Origin of the sequence: Enhygromyxa salina, from assembly GCF_002994615.1 — a bacterium.
Lineage (GTDB): Bacteria > Myxococcota_A > Polyangia > Nannocystales > Nannocystaceae > Plesiocystis > Plesiocystis salina_A.
The window spans coordinates 13104-32740 of the sequence record NZ_PVNK01000290.1 but is presented as its reverse complement, the minus strand read 5'-3'; the positions used below and the strand labels follow the sequence as shown (position 1 = coordinate 32740).

The 19637-nt window shown below is 70.0% G+C and carries 17 protein-coding genes; 8 read left to right on the top strand and 9 right to left on the bottom strand.

The features are described from left to right. Window positions 1-2 precede the first annotated feature (2 nt). A complete protein-coding gene (gene aat, locus ENSA5_RS33550) occupies window positions 3-725 on the top strand; it encodes a leucyl/phenylalanyl-tRNA--protein transferase (protein ID WP_181198430.1) in 723 nt (240 codons plus the stop codon). A gap of 25 nt (window positions 726-750) precedes the next feature. Here aat and ENSA5_RS33545 read toward each other — a convergent pair whose 3' ends face one another. The 5 genes from ENSA5_RS33545 to ENSA5_RS33525 form a co-directional block, all read right to left on the bottom strand. Beyond that, on the bottom strand, window positions 751-1236 hold the full coding sequence (locus ENSA5_RS33545) for a helix-turn-helix domain-containing protein (protein WP_106395802.1): 486 nt from the start codon (window positions 1234-1236) through the stop codon (window positions 751-753). Between the two features lie 437 nt (window positions 1237-1673). Then, window positions 1674-3107, bottom strand: a complete 1434-nt coding sequence (lpdA, locus tag ENSA5_RS33540) for a dihydrolipoyl dehydrogenase (protein ID WP_106395801.1) — start codon at window positions 3105-3107, stop codon at window positions 1674-1676. Between the two features lie 8 nt (window positions 3108-3115). Beyond that, entirely contained in the window at window positions 3116-4420 is a 1305-nt protein-coding gene (locus ENSA5_RS33535) for a dihydrolipoamide acetyltransferase family protein (protein WP_106395800.1), read from the bottom strand. A gap of 25 nt (window positions 4421-4445) precedes the next feature. Next, a complete protein-coding gene (locus ENSA5_RS36655; protein WP_181198429.1) occupies window positions 4446-5447 on the bottom strand; it encodes a transketolase C-terminal domain-containing protein in 1002 nt (333 codons plus the stop codon). Next, window positions 5444-6394 (bottom strand): thiamine pyrophosphate-dependent enzyme, encoded by a 951-nt coding sequence (locus tag ENSA5_RS33525; protein ID WP_106395799.1) that lies wholly within the window; start codon window positions 6392-6394, stop codon window positions 5444-5446. The genes ENSA5_RS36655 and ENSA5_RS33525 overlap by 4 nt, the downstream gene beginning before the upstream one ends. Window positions 6395-6596: 202 nt before the next feature. Between ENSA5_RS33525 and ENSA5_RS33520 the strand changes: the two genes are divergently transcribed. The 6 genes from ENSA5_RS33520 (at window position 6597) to ENSA5_RS33495 (ending at window position 12889) form a co-directional block, all read left to right on the top strand. Next, the gene (locus ENSA5_RS33520) at window positions 6597-7349 is read left to right on the top strand and encodes a DUF4178 domain-containing protein (RefSeq protein ID WP_181198428.1); all 753 of its coding nucleotides are present in this window, start codon (window positions 6597-6599) and stop codon (window positions 7347-7349) included. Window positions 7350-7351: 2 nt separating this feature from the next. Beyond that, entirely contained in the window at window positions 7352-8824 is a 1473-nt protein-coding gene (locus ENSA5_RS33515) for an oxidoreductase (protein ID WP_106395797.1), read from the top strand. A 199-nt stretch (window positions 8825-9023) separates the two neighbouring features. Further along, window positions 9024-10235, top strand: a complete 1212-nt coding sequence (locus ENSA5_RS38715) for an LNS2 domain-containing protein (protein WP_181198427.1) — start codon at window positions 9024-9026, stop codon at window positions 10233-10235. A gap of 7 nt (window positions 10236-10242) precedes the next feature. Continuing rightward, window positions 10243-10947: a SecDF P1 head subdomain-containing protein gene (locus tag ENSA5_RS33505; protein WP_106395796.1), complete on the top strand. Its 705-nt coding sequence runs from the start codon at window positions 10243-10245 to the stop codon at window positions 10945-10947. Between the two features lie 23 nt (window positions 10948-10970). Continuing rightward, a complete protein-coding gene (locus ENSA5_RS33500) occupies window positions 10971-12563 on the top strand; it encodes a glycine--tRNA ligase (protein WP_181198426.1) in 1593 nt (530 codons plus the stop codon). A gap of 44 nt (window positions 12564-12607) precedes the next feature. Continuing rightward, window positions 12608-12889: an oxidative damage protection protein gene (locus ENSA5_RS33495; protein WP_106395795.1), complete on the top strand. Its 282-nt coding sequence runs from the start codon at window positions 12608-12610 to the stop codon at window positions 12887-12889. 12 nt (window positions 12890-12901) lie between these two features. On the opposite strand, the gene ENSA5_RS33490 is transcribed toward ENSA5_RS33495, so the two are convergent. Continuing rightward, entirely contained in the window at window positions 12902-14122 is a 1221-nt protein-coding gene (locus ENSA5_RS33490; protein ID WP_106395794.1) for a rhomboid family intramembrane serine protease, read from the bottom strand. 558 nt (window positions 14123-14680) lie between these two features. After that, entirely contained in the window at window positions 14681-15859 is a 1179-nt protein-coding gene (locus ENSA5_RS33485; protein ID WP_106395793.1) for an SGNH/GDSL hydrolase family protein, read from the bottom strand. Between the two features lie 290 nt (window positions 15860-16149). On the opposite strand from ENSA5_RS33485, the gene ENSA5_RS33480 reads away from it, so the two are divergent. Then, a complete protein-coding gene (locus tag ENSA5_RS33480; protein WP_106395792.1) occupies window positions 16150-16695 on the top strand; it encodes a universal stress protein in 546 nt (181 codons plus the stop codon). A 6-nt stretch (window positions 16696-16701) separates the two neighbouring features. Here the strand turns inward: ENSA5_RS33480 and ENSA5_RS33475 are convergent, their stop codons facing one another. Together ENSA5_RS33475 and ENSA5_RS33470 are read right to left on the bottom strand one after the other, a co-directional pair. Then, a complete protein-coding gene (locus ENSA5_RS33475; RefSeq protein WP_106395791.1) occupies window positions 16702-17280 on the bottom strand; it encodes a hypothetical protein in 579 nt (192 codons plus the stop codon). After that, the gene (locus tag ENSA5_RS33470) at window positions 17277-19550 is read right to left on the bottom strand and encodes an RCC1 domain-containing protein (protein WP_181198425.1); all 2274 of its coding nucleotides are present in this window, start codon (window positions 19548-19550) and stop codon (window positions 17277-17279) included. The genes ENSA5_RS33475 and ENSA5_RS33470 overlap by 4 nt, the downstream gene beginning before the upstream one ends. Window positions 19551-19637 lie beyond the last annotated feature (87 nt).

Genomic DNA, 19637 nt, shown 5'->3' with positions numbered 1-19637 from the left:
CCGTGCCGATTCGTCTGATCCGTGGTGACCAAGCCCTGCCCGATCCCGAAGACGCCGACGCGCGCGGGCTCGTGGCCGTCGGCGGCGACCTCCGACCCGAGCGACTGCTCGACGCCTACCGCCGCGGCATCTTCCCCTGGTATGGCGAGGGCCTCCCGATCCTGTGGCACTCGCCGGACCCGCGCTTCGTGCTCGAGCCCCGCCGGCTCCGGGTCAATCGCAGCTTGCGTAAGAGCATTCGTCGTCAGCCCTATCGGCTGAGCTTCGACACGAGCTTCGATCAGGTCATACGCCGCTGCGCCGAGGTCCCCCGGGCCGACCAGGACGGGACCTGGATTACCCAGGACATGATCGCGGCCTATGAACAGCTCTTCGCCCGGGGTCACGCACACTGTGTCGAGGCCTGGCAGGGCGAGCGCCTCGTCGGTGGTCTCTATGGCGTCGCGGTCGGAGCCGTGTTTTGTGGCGAATCAATGTTCGCGCTGGCTCCAGACGCGTCCAAGATCGCTTTCGTACACCTCGTCCGCCAGCTCGAGCGATGGGGCTTCGAGTTGATCGACTGCCAGGTCTATACCGAGCACCTCGAGCGTTTTGGCGCCGTCGAGTGGCCGCGGGAGCGCTTCTTGTCGACTCTGCGCGTCCTGCGAGCGCACGAAGTCGGACCGCGCAGTCCATGGGTCTACGACCCAGAGATCGCCAAAACCCCAGAAGGCGGAGCCTCCTGAGGTCTGACGTGATGATTGGTGAGGCTCAGGCCATCGAGTAGCGGGTGCCGCGAGCCTTGCCAGTGAAGGTCACGAGCCCGCGCTCGATCAGACGATTGAGCGAAGTGCGAAGCTGAGTCGGATCCGCGTTGAGGGATTCGCGCAACTGGGTCGCGGCGACGGTCTCACCACCGAGCGCAGAAAGCGCCTCGATAACCTCTTTGTCAAACGCCTCGCGGCCGGGCTCCGTGCGAACGTTGCGCTTGTGCGCGCTGCCCTTGCGAGCGGGGCCCTTGGCCGCCTTGCGCGGCGCCGCGGCCGAGGAAGAGGAGCCCTTGGGACGACCGCGGCCACGACCGCCGCTGGTTCCAAGCAGCTCAGCCAGCGTGATCCCACCAAGTGAGGGGTTGTCACTGACGAGTTGTTTCAGATCCTTGACCGAAGTCCGGGGGTTCTTTGCAACGATGTCGACCAGAGCGGCTTTGGCCTGGTCAGCGAGAGCATCCTGAAAGGCGCTGGAGAGATTGGCCATGACGGCATTTATGCACGAATGATCTCGAAAAGACAGGGCTTCAAGACGCTTTTTTTGCATAGAAGGTGTGCGGTCGATCCTAAGGGCCGATTGGGCCGCCCGGGCTGTCATTCCCGGTCATAGGGTGACCGGCGAGTTTGTGATTGGGAAGGACCCCCTATGAGACGTTGCGATCGGGCTATTGTAAGGTCGTAGAATTGCCGCGTGTGATCACGAATTCGGCCGCTTACACCGATTTTGGTCTTAGCTGGATCCACGCCGCCTCGGGCCGCGACATGGAACACCGAGGTAGGGTCATTGGAATGTTCTTAGATCTTCGATGTTCAAATACTGAACAATCAAACAGTGGTGCGTCGCCGAAGATCGAGCACAAAAAAACGCGGCCCGCGAGAGCGGCGCCGCGCGCGACATTCGGCCGGATCTTCAGCGAGACCCGGTCAGCGTCGGCGGTTTCCGATGTGGATGGCCTCGCCGAGCGCGTGCTTGGCCGCCTCCATCACCGCTTCGCCCAGGGTCGGGTGAGGGTGAACCGTCAGCGCAATGTCCTCCGCGAAGGCGCCCATCTCGATCGCCAGCGCCGCCTCGCTGATCAGGTCACTGGCCTCGGGGCCAACCACGTGAACGCCGAGCACCCGATTGTCCGACTTGGCGATGACGACCTTCACGAAGCCCGTGGTCTCGTCGATCGCCATGGCCCGACCGCTAACCGAGAAGGGAAACTTGCCGACCTCGATCGCGTGACCGGCTTGCTTGGCCTCCTGCTCACCGAGCCCCGCCGAGGCGATCTCGGGCTCGGTGAAGACCACATTCGGGATCGTCCGCGCGTCATTGACGGTCTTCTTGCCCGCGATGACCTCGGCCACGACCTCGCCCTCGTGGGATGCCTTGTGCGCGAGCATCGGCTGACCACAGACGTCGCCGACCGCGTAGACCCGCGCGACGTTGGTCTGCTGACGGGCGTCGACCTCGATGAAGCCGCCGCGCTCGGACAGCTTGACGCCGAGCTTGTCGAGGCCGAAGCCCTTGGTCACCGGGCGCCGCCCGACCGCCACGAGCACGACGTCGGCGGGGTACTCCTTGGTCTCGCCGCCGACCTCGGCCCGGACCCACTGCTTGCCGTCGCGCTCGCTCAGGCCCCGGGCCATGGCCTTGGTCACGATCTCGCCGCCGTCCTTTTTGATCTGGCGGGCGACGACCTGGGCCAGATCCTTGTCACAGACGCCGAGGATGCGGTCGAGGCCCTCGAGCACCGTCAGCTTGGTCCCGAGGCGCTGGAAGGTCTGGCCGAGCTCGAGGCCGATGATCCCGCCGCCGATGCAGACCATGTGCTCGGGCACGAAGTCGAGCTCGAGCGCGCCGGTGCTGTCGCGAACCTTGACCTGGTCGATCGCGAAGCCGGGGATCTCGATCGGGACCGAGCCCGTTGCGATCACGAGGTGCTCACACTCGACGATGTCGTCGGGCTTGGCCGGCTTGCCGTCGACGGCCGGGTAGACCAGCTTGACGCGGCCGGGCCCGAGGATCTCGGCGGTCGCGGTCACGTATTGGGTGCCCGAGCCCTTGACCAATTGCTTGACGCCGCCGGTCAGCTTCTTGACGATGCCCGACTTCCAGACCTGCATCTTGGTCATGTCGGCCGTGGGCGGGCCGAAGCTCAGGCCCATGTGCTCGGCGTGGGCCGCCTTGTGGGCCAGCTTGGTCGCCGAGATCAGCGCTTTGCTCGGGATGCAGCCCCAGTTGAGGCAGACCCCGCCGGGCTGGTCTTTCTCCACGAGCATGGCGTCGACGCCGAGCTGCCCGAGGCGAATGGCGCAAGGGTAGCCGCCGGTGCCGGCGCCGATGATGAGGGCCTTCTTTTTGATTGTTGCCATCTTGAATCTCAGATCCCGGCGAGCAGCAGCAAGGTCGGATCTTCGAGGTAGCGCCGGACCTCCTGGAGGAAGCTGGCGCCCTCGAAGCCATCGACGATGCGGTGGTCGAATGACACCGACAGGTTCATGATGTGGCCGATTGCGATCTGGTCGTCGTCGGTGACGACCGGGACCTTGCGGATCGCGTGGACACCGAGGATGCCGACCTCGGGGTAGTTGAGGATCGGCGTGGCGAGGACCCCGCCGATCGTCCCGAGGCTGGTGATCGAGAAGGTCGAGCCGGTCAGCTCGTCACGGCTCAGCTTGCCGTTTTTGGCGCCCTCGCCGAGGCGCTTCACCTCGCGGGCGATGTCGAGGAGGCTGAGGCGGTCGGCGTCGTGGATGACCGGGACCATCAGGCCCTGGGGCGTGGCCGCGGCCACGCCGACGTTGTAGCGCTTCTTGACCACGATCCGGGCGTTTTGCTCGTCGAGCTCGGCGTTGACGATCGGGTAGCGCTTGAGCGCGTGGCAGACGGCCTTGATGATGAAGGGCAGATAGCTGAGCGAGACGCCCTGCTCCTTGGCCGCGACCTTGGCTTGGGTCCGCAGCTCGACGAGCCGGGTGACGTCGATCTGCTCGACGTAGGTGTAGTGGACCGCGGTCGTGTACGAGCGGACCAGGCCCTCGGCGATCCGCCGCCGCATCCCGCGAAAGGGGATGATCTCGTCCTCGCCATCGACGGCCGGGGCCCGCCGGGCGGGCGCGGGCGCGGGCGCAGGCGCAGAAGTCTTGACGGGCGCGGGCGCGGGCGCGGGCGCGGGCGGAGCCGCCGCGGCGACCGCAGGGCTCGGGGCTGGCGTCGGGATGCCGTGCTCGCGGGCCTCGACGACATCGCGCTTGGTGATGCGCCCGCGCTCGTCGACGGGCAGCCGGGCGAGGTCGATGTCGTGCTCGCGCGCGAGCGCCCGGGCGGCCGGGGTCGCGAGGATCGCCGCGTCCGTCCGGCCCGGGGCCGGGCTGGCCGCGACCGCGGGTCCGGGCTGGGCGCTGGGCTGGGACGCCGCTGGCCCCGGGCTCGGGGCCGCAGCGCCGCCCTCACCGAGGATTGCGATGACCGATCCGACGGCGCACACGTCACCTTCGGCCGCGCGATGCTCCTGCATGCTGCCGTCAAAGGGGGCGGGGATCTCGATCGTGGCCTTGTCGGTCATGACCTCGACGAGCGCATCATTGGCGGCGAAGGAACGACCAGGGGCGATCAGCCACTGGACGATCTCACCTTCAATGACACCTTCGCCGATCTCGGGGAGCTTGAACTCAATCACACTCATGCGGGACTCGGGGGCTCTCAGGGGCTCAGTAATGGACGACGTGGTTGATCGCCGCAGCGATCGCCGACGCGCTGGGGCTGGCGCGCAGCTCCTCGTGACCCGCGACCAGCGCGGGCTCGAGCTCCCCGGTGACGCGGACGATCGGCGCGTCGAGGTGGAGGATGCAGCGATCGGCGAACAGCGCGGCGAGCTCGGCACCGAGTCCGCCGCGGCGGGGGCCCGCGTGCGCGATGACGATCTTCCCGGTCGCGCTGGCGTGCTCGACGAGCAGCTCCTCGTCGAGGGGCGCGAGGCGGCCGAGATCGACGACCTTGACCTCGATGGCTGGGTCGAGAGCGGCGCAGGCCTGGGCGGCCGCGAGCGCGGGCGCGAGCGCCTCGCCCCAGGCGAACACCGTGGCCCGATCGCCCTCGCGCACGAGCGCGGTCACCGAGCGAGGCAGCGCCTGGTCGAGATCGACGTCGACGAGCAGATCCCGGACGACCACGCTGCGCGGGAGCAACAGCACCCGCGGGCCGACCTGCGCGGGCCGAGCTTCGGCGCCGGAGAAGTCGGCGGCGCTGCGGAGGTAGGCGCACAGATCTTCGGCTCGCCCGGCGCACCACAGCTCGACGCCGGGGACCGCCGCCAGGGTCGCCTCGACGGACTCGGCGGCCTCACCGCCGACGCCGAAGCCGGGGCCGTTGGGGGCGACAAAGAGGGCCGGGACCGCGCGCTGCTCACCGCTGCGCCAGCGCAGGCGGCCGAGCTCGCGCAGGGCCGCGAGCGCCTCGAGCAGCGCCGTTGAAGACGGCAACAGCACGATCGGGCGCAGGCCCGCCAGCGCGAGCCCGCCAGCGTGGGCGACGTGGGCGCTGGCCGTCAGCGGCGAGCCCAGGACGCGCGCGCGCAGCTGCTCATCCTGAGCCGCGACGCGCGAGAGCCCGAGCATGCCGCCGCTGCGGACGTCCTCGCCGAGCAGGCAGCGGCGCTCGTCCTCGCGCAAGAGCGCGGCCACGAGGCGGGAGAGAGGCTGGAGCGCGCTCACGAGCTCACCTCGTCTTGCCCGGCATCTACGGCCTCTTGCACCGCCCGATCGATCAAGCCGTGGATCTCGGCCTCGGTCACATCTTGAAAGGGCTGGGTCCACTCGCCGCGGGCGTCGAGCAAGCGACGCAGGCGCTCGACGGGATCGCGCTCGGCCGGGGGGTCTTGGGCCAGGGGCGTGACCACGACCTCGACGAGGCCCGGGCCGGCGCCATCTTTGGCTCGGTGTAGGGCCGCGCCGATCGCTCGGCGCACACCGAGGGCGTCGGCGCCGTCACAGCGGCGGGTCCACAGCCCGGCCGCCCGCGCGCGATCGGACACGCTGTCACCGAGGAGCCCGGCCTCGGGCGGCGCGCCGTCGGGCCAGATCTGCGACTTGCACACGAACACCAGCGGCGCGTCGTGAGCCAGGGCCACGGCCACGCTCTCGTGGAACATCCCGGTCGTCGTCAGGCCCTCGCCAAACACGACCACGCTCGCGCGGCCGCGTCCAAACAGCGCCTGGCCGTGGGCGTGACCGACGGCCAGACCGAGGCTCATGCCCAGGGCCTCGCTGGCCCCGACGATCGCGTGGGCCTGCGAGCTGATCGAGCCCGGCAGCCCGCGGCCGCGGGTCTCGGAGCTGCCCCGCCCGAGCAGCTGGCTGACCAGCTCGGTCAGGGCCATCCCCCGGGTCAGACCGATCGCGGCGTCGCGGTTGCCGACGAACACCGTGTCGTCGTCCTCGACGAGGTCGCCGATCGCCACGCTGACCGCCTCTTCGCCGGCGGCCGACGCCCACATCGGCAGCTCGAGGCGGCGGAGCTTGACGTCGAGGACCCGCGCCGCGACCAACTTTTTATAATAGTCACGCAGATCGAGCCCGCGGACCGCGGCGGGGTCGGCCAGCGTCCCCTTCGAATCGAGGAGGGCCTCGACTCCTTCAGGTTCCCAAGCGGTCGGTTGCATGCATGTGCTCGCTGGCGTCGCGGCCAGCGCGACGCCGATGGGCTTGTATCTACGCACTGGCAAGGCCGTCAAGGCGGGCGCCCCGGTGCAGTGGCGCGGATCGGTCGACCGGGCCCGAGTCGGGTGTATGCTGATGAGGCTGAGCAGTGTGCAGGCGCCTTCCCACTGTCTGTCCGCTCACATCCACCGCGCAAATACCGACATGTTCGCCGTTCCAAGCCTGCTCGCCGCCATGACCATCGCCGGAGCGTTTTGGGTCGGCGTGCTCGCGGCTCGTCGATTGCGTGATTGGGGTGACAACACCCGCGCGCTCGAGCAGGGTGACGGTCCCCTGGCGCTGGCGGCCGCCAGCGGCGCACCATCGGACAATGCATCCGTGAAAAAAGTACGAGCCCGGGTCGCCGAACGGCTCCAGGCCTCGCTCGAGAGCGGGGCCGGGATCGCAGCCGCCGGGGGCAACGCCCCGCGAGGCGCAGAAGATCTCGACATTGACGGGCTGCGGGTCGGTGACGTGATCCTGATCGAGGCCAGCGACAAGCTCGTCGAGGGTGACTTCGTTGTCGAAGGAATCTTGCGCTTGCGCGAGGGCGGCACGACCACCGTCGTCGCGATCATGGCCGACGGCGCGCGCAAGCGCTGGCTGATCGGCTCGCGCGAGCGCGAAGATTGGTTCGCCGTCGAGCCGATCCTCGATCATGGCCTCGCTGGCGAGCCGCCCCGCAACATTCAGCCGCGCCGCGACAGCGCCCGGGTCTACGCGCTCTCGCGCCGGGGCCAGGCCAGCGTCGCCGCGGTCGGCAGCCACGGTCGGCCCCAGGGCTCGCGGGTCGGCACCTACGTCTATCGCGCCGGAGCCCGGGACGTGCTGTGGCTCGAGCGCTGGGGCGGCGAGGTCGTGATGGGCGAAGGCCTCGCCCTCGCTCGCCACGCGGTCTCGTTTTTGCCAGGCTCGTAGCCATGTGGACCCCGCCCGAGCGCACGCGCCACCCGATCGCGCCGAGCGAGTGGCCGAGCGCCCAGGAGGCCGCGGCGAGCAAGCTGTTTTCGCCCGTCGAGCTCGGCCCGCTGAGCCTCGCGACCCGGACCTGGGTCCCCGCGATGGTCCCGTGGCGGGCGAGCGCCGACGGCTTCGCAACCCCCGACGTGATCGCTTGGTACCGCCGCTTTGCCCGGGGCAAGCCCGGCGCGATCGTCGTCGAGGCGACCGGGATCCGCGACATCCCCTCGGGCCCGCTCTTGCGCATCGGCGACGATCGCTTTGTCGCGGGGCTGCGCGAGCTGACCCGCGCCGTGCACGAGGCCAGCGAGGGTCAGACCCGCGTGCTCATTCAGTGCATCGACTTTCTCGCGGTCAAGCGCCGACCGCCGCCAGACAAGTTCTTTGCCCGCTTCTTGAAACTCGACGCCGGCCACAAGGCCCGGCTCACCGCGCAGCTCGACGAGCCAAGCTGGCGCGAAGCCGACGACGCCGACGTTCGCCGAGCCCTCGCCCAAGCCGACGACGCCCTGCTCGACGCCGTCTTGCGTCCGCGCGAGCTTCGTGATCTGCGCTTTGGCTACCGCGAGCAAGTCACCGACACCGCGCTCGAGCACATCCGCACGCTGCCTCAGGTGCTGCCCGGGCTGTTCGCGGCCGCCGCCCGACGGGCGCGCGAGGCCGGCTTCGACGGGGTCGAGCTTCACTACGCGCACGCCTACACGATGGCCAGCTTTCTCTCCCGCGCGAACACGCGCGACGACGGCTACGGCGGATCCCGCGAGGGTCGGCTGCGCTTGCCGCTCGAGGTGTTCGAGGCCGTCCGCGGCGAGGTCGGCTCGGACTACGCCGTCGGCTGCCGGTTTTTGGCCGACGAGGTCATCGAAGGCGGCAGCGATCCGAGCGACGCCGCGCACTACGGGGTCGCGTTCGCGCGCGCGGGCATGGACTTTCTGAGCATCTCCAAAGGCGGCAAATTCGAGGACGCCAAGCAGCCCAAGGTCGGCGACGCGGTCTATCCCTATACGGGCCGCAGCGGCTACGAGTGCATGCCCACGGTCTACTCGGACGCCCGCGGGCCGTTCGCGCGCAACGTGCCCCTGGCCGCGGCGATCCGCGCAGCGGTCCACCGGTCCGAGCGAGCTGCGCCGCCGATCGTCGCCGCCGGGGGCATCAACTCCTTCTCCCTCGCCGAGAGCATCTTGCAGCGCGGCGACGCCGACATCATCGGCGCCGCGCGCCAGAGCCTGGCCGATCCTGACTGGTGGCTAAAGATGCGTGAAGGTCGCGGCGCCCAGATCCGGCGGTGCAAATTCACGAACTACTGCGAGGCGCTCGACACCAAGCACAAACAGGTGACCTGTCAGCTGTGGGACCGCGAAGCGCTCGACGCACCCGACGTGACCCTGTCCCGCGACGGTCGGCGCCGACTGCTCGCGCCCCCCTCGCAATAATTTTCGGTTGAGTTCTTCCTCCACGTAACCCCTGGTCCAACCCGCCGTACTGCCAGGTGTCCAGCATGGCCGAATGGGAGTCCGGCCGGATCGGATGAGGGAGTCTTCGCTCGGGCTGTGACCAGCCCCGGCGACACGAGACGGGAACCCGGGTGAGGTGCCAGCCTCACCCGGGGCTTTTTTGTAGTAGTTTGGCCAGATGTCAGCAATCCGTCTGTGCCGAGCCGCGGCTCTATCCTCGTGCCTCGTCGCGGTCGGCTGCAGCGGCGATGACGGGACCATGGTGACGGCGGACAGCGCCGAGACCCTCGGGGACGGCGACGGGGATCCCGGCGAGACCGGAGACGGCGACGGCGGCGACGGCGACGGAGATCCAGGCGGGGACGGCGACGGCGACACCGGCGAAGGGGACGGCGACGGCGACACCGGCGACGGCGACGGCGACCCACCCGATCCCGGCTTCGGCCCCTGGTGCGAGCCGCCCCCGGCCTGCGACGCGGCCCCGCCCGCGCCGGGCCCGGAGCTCGACTGGCAGCACCTCGATAGCAACCTCATCGTGCTCGCGGGCGATCCCCAACACCGCGTGCGCGACATGTTCTACGTGCCGGGCGAGACCCAGTGGTTGCTCGGCAAATTCACCTACGGAACCATCGACAAGGATCTCAAGGACGAGCGCGTCGACGTCTACGTGATGCGCGATTGCGCGGGCCCGTGGGAGTTCATGGGCGAGGCCTGGACGACCGAAGAGGGCAGCCACGCGACCGTCGAGGGCGTCGAGGACACGGGCGGCTGGGTCTACCTCGAGATCCCCGCCGACCAGGAGCTCGAGCTCGGCCGCCACCGGGTCCACATGGTCGTGCGCGGCGACGCGAGCACGGCCGAGGGCATCATCGAGGTCGTCGAGCCCGGCACCCCGATCTTCCTCAGCGACGTCGACGGGACCCTCACGACCTTCGAGACCGAGGAATTCGTCGACCTCCTGTTGGGCGTCACGCCCGACGCCAACCCGCAGTCGGCCGCGGCTTTGAGCACCCTGCAAGACAAGGGCTATCACGCGATGTACCTGACCGCGCGGCCCGAGTTCCTCGTCGAGCGAACCCGCGAGTTCATCGAGGTCCGCGGATTCCCGCCCGGCGTCATCCACACCAGCCTCGAGCTCGAGGGCGCGCTCGGCGACGCCGCGGTCGACTACAAGACCGGCGAGCTCGAGATGCTCGCTGGCAAGGGCCTGATCCCAACCTACGTGTTCGGCAACACCGACTCCGACGCCGAGGCCTACGACAACGCCGGGCTGATGCCCCTCGATCACCGCGTGTTCTTCCAGTTCACCGACCCCTGGGGCGGGCGGCGAATCGAGAGCTACGCCGAGCTCGTCCCCGAATTCGAGGCCCTCGCGGATCTGTGCGAGTAACGAGGGCGTGCGCACAAAAACTCACGGGCTCCTGCGAGCGACGGCGCTCGGGCTCGCCCTGGTCCTGTTCGGCGCCAGCTGCAAAGACCGCCCGAGCGCCGACGCGGCGAGCGAGCGGGCCCCGGTCCAGGCCGCGCTCAGCGTCGCCCCGGTCGTCGACGATCACCCCTGGGTGATCGCCTTCTTGACCGAGATCTCGATCACCCGCCCGCCCGGCGCCGACGCGCGCCTCGAGGGCCGGACCGGCACCGAGGGCCTCCGCCACCCCGAGCCGATCATCGAGGCCGAGACGCGCGAGGCCCTCGCCAGCGCGCTCTCGGCCTACGAGGCCCTCCACCCCCGCCCGCCCGAGCTTTGGCCCGTCTGGCAGCGCGACCCCTTCGGCCCCGGCGAGCGCGTCGCCTGGCGCCTGTACTTCGTCGATCGCGCCCGGGGCTTCGCCGTCGACGCCGAGGCCCGCGCCGGGATCCAGCGACACGACCACGGCCCCAGCGTCCACGTCCAGCTCGGCCCGGCCCAGTCCGAGCGCTTCGCCGCCCTGACCCAGGCCCACGTCGGCCAGCGCGTCGCGGTCGTGCTCGAAAACGAGGTCGTGATGCTCCCGGTCGTGATGGCCCCGATCCTCGACGGCGACATCCAGCTGATCGCCAAGCCCAGCCAGGATCCCGAGCTCACCGCCCCCGACTTGCTCGCGCGCCTGACCGGCAAATAGGTTTGTGCTAAACCGCGTGGCCCATGGCCGCCGCGACCTCCGAGCCCGAGCTGATGCAGAAGATCGTGTCCCTGTGCAAGCGCAGGGGCTTCGTGTTCCAGAGCTCCGAGATCTACGGCGGCCTGCGCAGCGCCTACGACTACGGCCCGATGGGCGTCGAGCTCAAGCGCAACCTCATGAGCGAGTGGTGGACCGCGATGGTCCACAGCCGCGAGGACATCTACGGCCTCGACGCGTCGATCATCATGCACCCCGAGGTCTGGCGCAGCAGCGGCCACCTCGCCAACTTCACCGACCCCCTCGTCGACTGCCTCGTCTGCCAGGAGCGCTTCCGGGCCGACAAGGCCCCGCGCATGGCCGCGGGCGCCGACGCGCCGATCGAGCTCGCCGACAAGGGCCGGGCCAAGGCCGCGCTCGCCAAGCTCACCGAAGAGGGCCACGTGCTCGAGCGCAAGGGCAAGATCCTGCGCGGGGCCAAGGCCGGCGATCGCGGCTACGTCTGCCCCAACTGCGGCTCGCCCCTGCTCTCGCCCGAGCGCGACTTCAACGGCATGTTCCGGACCAACCTCGGCGCCGTCGACCCCCTCGCCGGGGTCATCGCCGCGGTCGAGGCTGGCGTCGCGCGCGGCGACGATCAAAAGGCCCTGCGCGCGGCCGTCGACGCCGTGATCGCCGAGTCGGCGGTCTACCTCCGGCCCGAGACGGCGCAGGGCATGTTCGTCCAGTTCTTGAACGTCCAGCAGTCGATGTCGGCCAAGGTCCCCTTCGGGATCGCGCAGATGGGCAAGAGCTTCCGCAACGAGGTCACCGTCGAGCACTTCATCTTCCGCTCCTGTGAATTCGAGCAGATGGAGATGGAGTACTTCGTCGAGCCCGGCAAGGGCCGCGAGGCCCTCGAGTACTGGAAGAACGAACGCATGAAGTGGTGGCGCAGCATCGGCCTGAGCGCCGACAAGCTGAGCTTCCGCGAGCACGATCCGAGCGAGCTCGCCCACTACTCCGACGGCACCTTCGACATCGAGTACGAGTTCCCGTGGGGCTGGGACGAGCTCGAGGGTGTGGCCTCGCGGACCAACTACGACCTCTCGGCCCACGCCGCGGGCTCGGGCAAGAAGCTGGTCTATCACGACCCCGAGGCCCAAGATCCGAACACGGGCAAGAAGGGCTGGCGCTACACCCCCCACGTCGTCGAGCCCGCCGCGGGCGCGACCCGGGGCGTGCTCGCCGTCTTGTGCAACGCCTACGCCGAGGAGCCCGCCGACGCCTCGGGCAAGGGCGCGCGCACGGTCTTGCGCCTCCACCCGCGCCTGGCCCCGATCAAGTGCGCGATCTTGCCGCTGGTCCGCAAGGACGGCATGGACGAGACCGCCCGCAAGGTCGCCGACGAGTTCTTCACCGCGGGCGTCAACGCCAAGCTCGACATGCAGCACGCGATCGGTCGGCGCTACGCCCGGCACGACGAGATCGGCACGCCCTACTGCCTCACGATCGACGGCCAGACCGCCGAGGACGAGACCGTGACGATTCGCTATCGCGACGACCGCCGCCAGGAGCGGATCAAGATCGCCGCCGCCGTCGACGTCGTCCGCGCGGCCCTCCGCGAGGGTCGCGAGTAGCCGATCTGTGATGTGTTAGGGTCCCCCTCCGACAGGAAGCAACGATGAGCACTACGCCGCGCATGGTCCACTGCAAGAAGCTCAACGCCGAGCTCCCGGGCATCCCCTTCAAGCCCTTCCCGACCGAGTTTGGCCAGCTCGTCTACGACAACGTCTCGATGCAGGCCTGGCAGATGTGGCTGCAGGAGTCGCCGCGCTACATCAACACCTATCGCCTCGACCTCCAGACCCAAGAAGGTCGCGAGTTCCTCGAGAACCAGATGAAGGTGTTCTTCGGCTTCGAAGAGGGCGACCTCGCCGACACCGCCTGGCGCCCGCCCGAGTAGCCGGCAGCTGCGCTACGCGGGCACGCGAACGGTCCGCGCGACCTCGCGCCGCCGCATCGCCAGGATCAAGGGCGTGACCGCGGCCCCAAACGCGAAGCCGAACAGGTGCGAGAACCATGCGACGCCGACGTTGCGGGTCTCGACCAGGCCCATGACCGCCTGAAAGCCGGCCCACACGAACAGGTAGACCCAGGCGGGCAGCTTGAGCTGAATGAAGAGCACGACCTGAAACAGCTTGTTGCGCGGGAAGCACCACAGGTAGGCCGCCATGACCCCCGCGATCCCGCCCGAGGCCCCGACAATCGGCGCGGCCGTGTTTTGAGTCAGCAGGACCTCGGCGAGGCCGCCGACGATCGCCGCGGCGACGAAGAAGAGCGCGAAGCGCAGGCGGCCAAACAGGGTCTCGACGTTGTCGCCGAAGATATAGAGGAAGTAGCAATTGCCGAGCACGTGGGCCCAGCCGCCGTGCAAGAACCAGTGGGTTGCGAGGGTGTACCAGCTGCCCTGGGTGAGCGCCGCGGCGCCCATCGTCGCCCACTGCTGCGCGAGCGAGGCGGCGACCGGAGCGAGGCACAGATCCCGGACTGAAGCACCGTCGGCCAGATCCCCGAGCATTGCGCCGCTCGGCATCCCGGCCACGCCCGGCGCACAATTGCTGAGGTCGATCACGCCGAGCAGCTGCAGCCCAAACGCCGACAGGAGCACGGCGAGGATCGTGATCACCACCCACGGGGTCCGATGAACCGGGTTCTCGACCTCGACCGGCAGCTGAACGAGCAGCTGCGCCGCCCAGATCGCGCCGCGCCGGGCCAAACGCTTCTTGGGATCCTCCTGGCCCTCGCGGGTCGTCGACTTGGCCAGCTTGCGGCGCTCGTGGCCGTCGAGCCAGATGCCTCGGCAGACCGGGCAGTGATCCACCGGAGTCCGGATGATCCCAGGGAGGTCGTGTTCGCGCATGAGCGCGCAGCCACGCGGGCACATCCGCTTGCTCGGGCGCGACTCGGGATCGAGCGCGCGCTCGATCTGCGTGGCCTCACCCGCGAGCAGATCGAGCTCGCCAGCGTCAAACCACGCCCCGTTGCAGACCGGGCAAGCGTCGATTTGCACCACATCGCGCTCCCCCGCGACGACCTGCTCCCAGCGCTGCTCATCGACCTTGCGCAGGGCCATCGGCACCAAGGCGTGCAGCCGGCAGGCTGGACACTGGGCGTCGACGTGGTCGTGTGAGCTCACGGGTGCGAGTGTACGCGCTCCGACGGCGCCCCGGCGGGTCGAGCTCGTCTCCGGCTCAATCCGCCCCACCAGGATCGTCAAAAACCGAGCCCCCTTCTAGGGGGCCACGCAAACGACAGCGAAGCTCATACCAGCCCACCGAGCGACCGGCCGCGCAGCGGCCGTGCGTGGCAGAGTCGCTGACGTCTGTGGGGGTCTAAAGGAACCGCTGACGCCTGTGGGGCGTCTAAAGGAACCGCTGACGCCTGTGGGGGTCTAAAGGAGCCCCCTTCTAGGGGGCCACGGAGGCGACTGCGAAGCTCATACCAGCCCACCGAGCGAGGGAGCGCAGCGACCGAGCGACCGGCCGCGCAGCGGCCGTGCGTGGCAGAGTCGCTAACGCCTGTGGGGGTCTAAAGGAGCCCCCTTCTAGGGGGCCACGGAGGCGACTGCGAAGCTCATCCCAGCCCACCGAGCGAGGGAGCGCAGCGACCGAGCGACCGGCCGCGCAGCGGCCGTGCGTGGCAGAGTCGCTGACGCTTGTGGGGGTCTAAAAAGAACCCCCCCCCCACCACCCCCTCACTCATCGATGACGTTTAGGAACATGTCGGCGAGTTCGTGGTGTCCGGTTGGGGTGGGGTGGATGCAGGTGAGGTCGAACCAGGTCTCCTGGTCCGGGCCGCGGTAGCACTGCGAGGCCGGGTCGTCGGCGTGGAAGCCGTGGCCGCAGAAGCCCTCGAACATGAACACCATGTCGGTCCCGGTCTCGACGGCGAGCTTGGCGTACTCCGCGTTGATGTAGGTCATCATCTCGATCAGCTGCGCGGGGTCCTCGGGGTTGGCGTCGAAGCCGGCGAGGCCGGCGGCCGGGCACGAGAGCAGATCCGCGGTCGCGTCGGTGAACTCGTAGACGTTGGCGAATACGACAAACACACCGTTGGGGAATTTCTCGGGGTCGTCGGTGAACCAGTGGACCATCTGCCGCTGCCAGTCGAGCATGCTCTCGACGTCTTCCCACAGCGCCTCCTCGCTCACGCCCTCGATCGAGTCCTTGGCGATCGCGGCCACGTCGTTGCCGCCCATCGTGGTCACGATCAGCGTCCGCTTGTCGAAGTCGTCGCCGCTGAAGCAGTCGGCGATCTGCATGCCGCCAGCGAGGTAGTCATCGGTCCGCGCGCCCCACTCGGCGCACGAGGCGAAGTCGCCGTCTTCCTTGACCAGGGCCTTGCCCTCGATCGGGTTGGCGGTCATCCACAGCAAGTTGGGCGCGTCGATGCCGAACAGGAAGGACAGCTCCTCGGCCAGGACCGAGCGGTAGAAGTCTTCGGTTGAGGTCGGCGGGCTGCCGACGGTGACCGAGTCGCCGATGAAGACCACGCGCTCGATCCCCTCGATGTCCTGGTGGTTGCTGCCCTGGCAATGGGAGCCGATGTCGACGCCGATGTCGCCGTAGCCGGGGTCGGGAGGCATGCCGTCGACGAACTGCTCGGCGATGCAGTCGACGACCGGGTCGCCGTCGCCGTCGCCGTCGCCGTCGCCGTCCCCGTCGCCGTCGCCGTCGCCTGAGTCTCCGTCCCCATCTCCGGAGTCGCCGTCGCCGTCGCCGGGGTCGCCGTCGCCGTCGCCTGGGTCTCCGTCGCCGTCGCCCGGATCTTCGTCGCCGTCGCCCGGATCTCCGTCTTCGGACTCACTCATCGTGCCGGTCTCGCCGCCCGCAGCCAGGGCGACGTCGTCGCCGCAGCCCGCGAGACCGAGCACCGCGCTCAAACAGACAGGGACCAGGAAAATCTCAATGTTCGTACGCATGGTCAGCAGCAATCACTGCAATCTACATCAGCGCGAAGAGCACTGACTGGCCTTTGGACGAATTGCGGGCTCCCTGCGCATTCGTGAAGTTTGCGCGGGGACAAAAGCCACCAAAAACAACGTTCATCGCCGATCTCGCCGGGCAGAAGAGCAAGCGACGCACTCGCAGCCCATGGTGCAGGCCGTGGGTGGCAGCGCCGCTGACGGCTGTGGGGGGCCAAGGTTCTTGCTAGGGTGGACGCATGAGCACCTCGCCATTTCGGCGGATCCTGGTCCCGATCGACTTCACCGAAGACACCGACGCCTCGGTTCACTCGGGCTTCGAGGTCGAGGTCGACGGAGGCACGGTCGCGGTCGCCCCAGCGAGCGCCCGGGCGCTGGAGCTCGCGGCCGGGATCATCGACGACGAAGGTTCCCTGTGTCTGGTCCACGCGACCCCGACCTACGAGAGCGCGCGGGTCTACACGGGCGGCGCGGGCATGGGCGTGCTCGGTGCCAGCGACATCGCCGAGATCCACGCGAGCGCGCGGGCGGCCTCGCTCAAGGTGCTCGAGGCCCTGGCCGAGCGCTTCGCCAAGGGCATCGCATGTACCAACGTGGTGCGGCCCGGGGTCGCGCTGCAGGTGATCCTCGAGGAGGCCCAGACCTTCGACGCGCAGCTCGTGGTCATCGCGGCGAGCGGTCGCAGCCGGGTGGCTCGCTTCTTCCTCGGCAGCACCGCGGATCGGGTGATCCGGCAGTCGCCGTGTCCGGTCATGGTCGTGCCCCCGGTCCACGACGAGGGCTGAGCCGCTCTACACGGCCAAAAACAGGGCGCGTCGGGGCTGGCCCGGGGCCGCGTAGAGCTCGAGCACGCCGCCTGCGTCGATGTCGAGCAGGGCGCCGCGAGGGTCGGCGTGGCGGTCGGGCTGGCCGTGCTCATCGAGGGGTCGAAGCATGCACGGGACCTGTTCGCGCGGGGCCTCGATGACGGCGGTCTGGATGGTGTCGTCGTCGCGGAGCTCGGGATCGATCGCGGTGATCCGGCCCGAGTCGACGCGCAGCAAGGCCACCGCCTCGGCGCGGTCGAGGGGCGCAGGAGTGTCGAGCTCGCGATCGTGAGTCAGGAGCACGAAGCGAAGCGTCCGCGCCTCAGCTGGGCCACCGTGGCCCGGCTCGTAGGCGACGAGGACCTGCCAGACCCCGGGCTCGACCTCGATCTCGGCGTCGAGGCCGACCTGGGCCTGGCGCGCGCCAGCGAAGCGCGAGGGGAAGTAGTCGACGTCGCACAGGAGCAGGCGACCGTCGCTGACGAAGGTCCCGACGTGCTCGAACTCGAGCTCGCCGCCGGGCGTGAACCGGCCCTCGTCGGGGCCCGGGCGGCCGGCGCTCACAGGCCCCTGACCTCCAGCGCCTTCGCCGAGATCATCCGGCCGCCGTCGCCGAGCTGGCCGTGGGCGTTGGCGCCCCAGCACGCGACCTCACCGCTGCGCAGGCGCGCGCAGCTGTGGTCGAGACCCAGGGCCAAGCTCGCGACGTCGAGGCCCTGGACACCGGGCCGGGGCGTCGGCGCCGAGGCCCCGGCGAAGCCGCCCTGGCCCGAGCCGTTGGCGCCCCAGCACGACACCCGGCTCCCGCTGGCAGCGCAGGCGTGGGCCGGGCCGACCGCCAGCGCCGAGGCGCCGCTGAGATCCCGGACCGGCACGCGATTGGTCCAGACCGAGCTCGCGGTCCCGCTGCCGAGCTGGGCCGCGTCGTTGCGACCCCAGCACACGGCATTGCCGCTACTCAGCCGCGCGCAGCCGTGCTCGGGGCCCACGGCGACCTCGCTCGCGTTGCTGACTCCGGACACGTTGGCGGGGAACTGAACCGGGGTCTTGAGCTGGGCCGCCCCTGCGCCGTTGCCGATCTGGCCCTGGTTGTTGGCGCCCCAGCACACGATCGAGCCGCTGCGCCGCAGGGCGCAGGTGTGGGCCCGGCCGCTGCTGAGCGCGACCGCGTCGCTGAGTGAGGCGACCCGGCCACCGCGGCTCCCGGCCCCGTCGCCGAGCTGGCCCTCGGCGTCGCTGCCCCAGCAGTAGACCTCGCCCGAGCGCCGCAGCGCGCAGCCATGCTCGGCGCCGAGGCTCACGGCGGTCGCGTCGTCGAGCTTGGGGATCGGGCTCGGGCGCACGAGCGGGGCCCCGGCCGGCCGCCCGAGCTGGCCCTTGTCGTTGACGCCCCAGCACACGACCGCGCCGGTCTTGCGCACGGCGCAGGCCTGCTCGAGCCAGACGCTCAGCCCGACGCCGTCGTCGACGCCCGCGATCGGCCCGGGGAAGGGCCGCGAGGGCTCGCCGCTGGCGTCGCCGAGCTGGCCCTTGTCGTTGCGACCCCAGCAGCTCACCTCGCCGGTCTTGCGCGCGGCACACGAGAAGCCGTCGCCTGCGGCCAGCGCGACGGCGTCGTCGAGGTTGAGCACCCGCTGGACGCCGCTGCGCTCGGGCGGGGTGTCGCCGTCGGGCTCGCCCTGTCCGAGCGCGCCGCTGGCGTCGTCCCCCCAGCACGCGACCTTGCCGTCGCTTCGCAGCGCGCAGCTGTGGCGCTCGCCGAGGGCCAGATCCGTGACCGGCCCGATGTCAACCGCCCGCGCGTAGGCCCGCGAGTTGTAGCTTCCGTCGCCGAGGCGACCGTCCCGGTTTTGCCCCCAGCAGCGCGCGACTCCGCTGGTGTGGCGAGCGCACGCGTGCTCGGGCCCGAGCTCGAGCTCGGCGATCGCGTCGCCCGAGCCGGCCTCGGCGACCTTCTGCGGACGCGGCGAGCTCTTGCCCTCGATCTCGCCCCAGCAGTACACGGCCTGGTTGGTGAACCCGCAGGTCCGCGAGCCCGCGCCCGCGAGCCCGACGAGCCCGGTCAGATCTGCGACCGCCGAGGGCCGCTCGTGGCCCTTGGTCGTGCCATCGCCGAGCTGGCCCTTGTCGTTGGCGCCCCAGCAGATCGCGCCGCCGTTTTGACGCAGGGCGCAGGTGTGCCGGGCCCCGGCGACGATCGAGACCGCGTCTTCGAGCCCGCGGATCGGCGCCGGCTCAATCCAGGTCTTTCGGGTCAGGTTGCCGAGCTGGCCGTCGGCGTTGTTGCCCCAGCACACGACCGCGCCGGTCGCCCGCAGCGCGCAGCTGTGATCGTCGCCGCTGGCGAGCGCGCTCGCGTCGGTCAGCCCGCGGACCGCGACCGGCCGCGCGCTCGAGTGCTCGCTGCCCGAGCCGAGCTGCCCGCGCGAGTTGTCGCCCCAGCACACGACCGCGCCCGACTTGCGCAGGGCACAGCTGTGGGAGCGTCCGAGCCCGAGCCACTCGGCGTCGTCGAGACCCTGGACGGTGACCGGCTCGCTGCGGTCGACCTTGGTCCCATCGCCGAGCTGGCCGGCCCCGTTGGCGCCCCAGCAGGCCACGGCCCCGGACTGCCGCGCGACGCAGGTGTGACCCGAGCCCGCCGCGATCATGGCGGGCGTGGGGGATCCGCGCACGCCCCCGTCTTGGCCCGTGCCCGGCTGCTGACTGCCTCCGCCGGAGCTCGTCGTGCAGGCCAGGGCGCTGGCCAGGGCCGTGAGCGCGAGCCAGCGACCGGCGCCCGCCGACAGCCAACGCCGGGGCGAGGGCCTCGCAGCCCGGGGTCCCAAGCCCACCACCGCGGCGCTCTGGCTTCGCGCCCTCGGCGACAATTCCGGCGCGAGGCGACCCGAGGCACGGCCCCCCCGGCTGCTGGCTTCAGT